Below are 358 nucleotides of genomic sequence, written 5' to 3'. Positions count from 1 at the left end.
CGATGTTGCGGGCTCGACCGTGTCCCACACCGACGCTTCGGGTGCAGGACGAGTCCTCGACTGTGTCACCCCCTTCGGGGGTCTCGAAGCCGTGATGCTGCGGCGGACCCGGCGATGCCGAGGCCTGCGCGGGGTGGGACCGGTCTTGTCCCGGCATTTCCGGACCGGGGCATGCACCGCGGTCCGGATCTCGACGCTCCCACTGCGAGTGCGGACCGCTCTGCTGCGCCCCACCAACGCCCGTGTGGCGAGGTTCACCGCCGCCACATGATCACGATTCCCACCCACCTTGCACGCCTCGCACCATGCCGTGTGATAGCCACCGGGGCGGGTCAGCGGTTCGGTGCAGCCCGGGCAC

Annotated in this window: 1 pseudogene; it reads right to left on the bottom strand. The window is 70.1% G+C overall.

Annotated elements, in window-relative coordinates:
• Positions 1 to 358: pseudogene (locus I0Q12_RS33670) on the bottom strand (transposase); the annotation flags it as partial.

Origin of the sequence: Rhodococcus sp. CX, assembly GCF_015865005.1 — a bacterium.
Classification (GTDB): Bacteria; Actinomycetota; Actinomycetes; order Mycobacteriales; family Mycobacteriaceae; genus Rhodococcus.
This window is presented reverse-complemented; position numbering and strand designations above follow the sequence as displayed.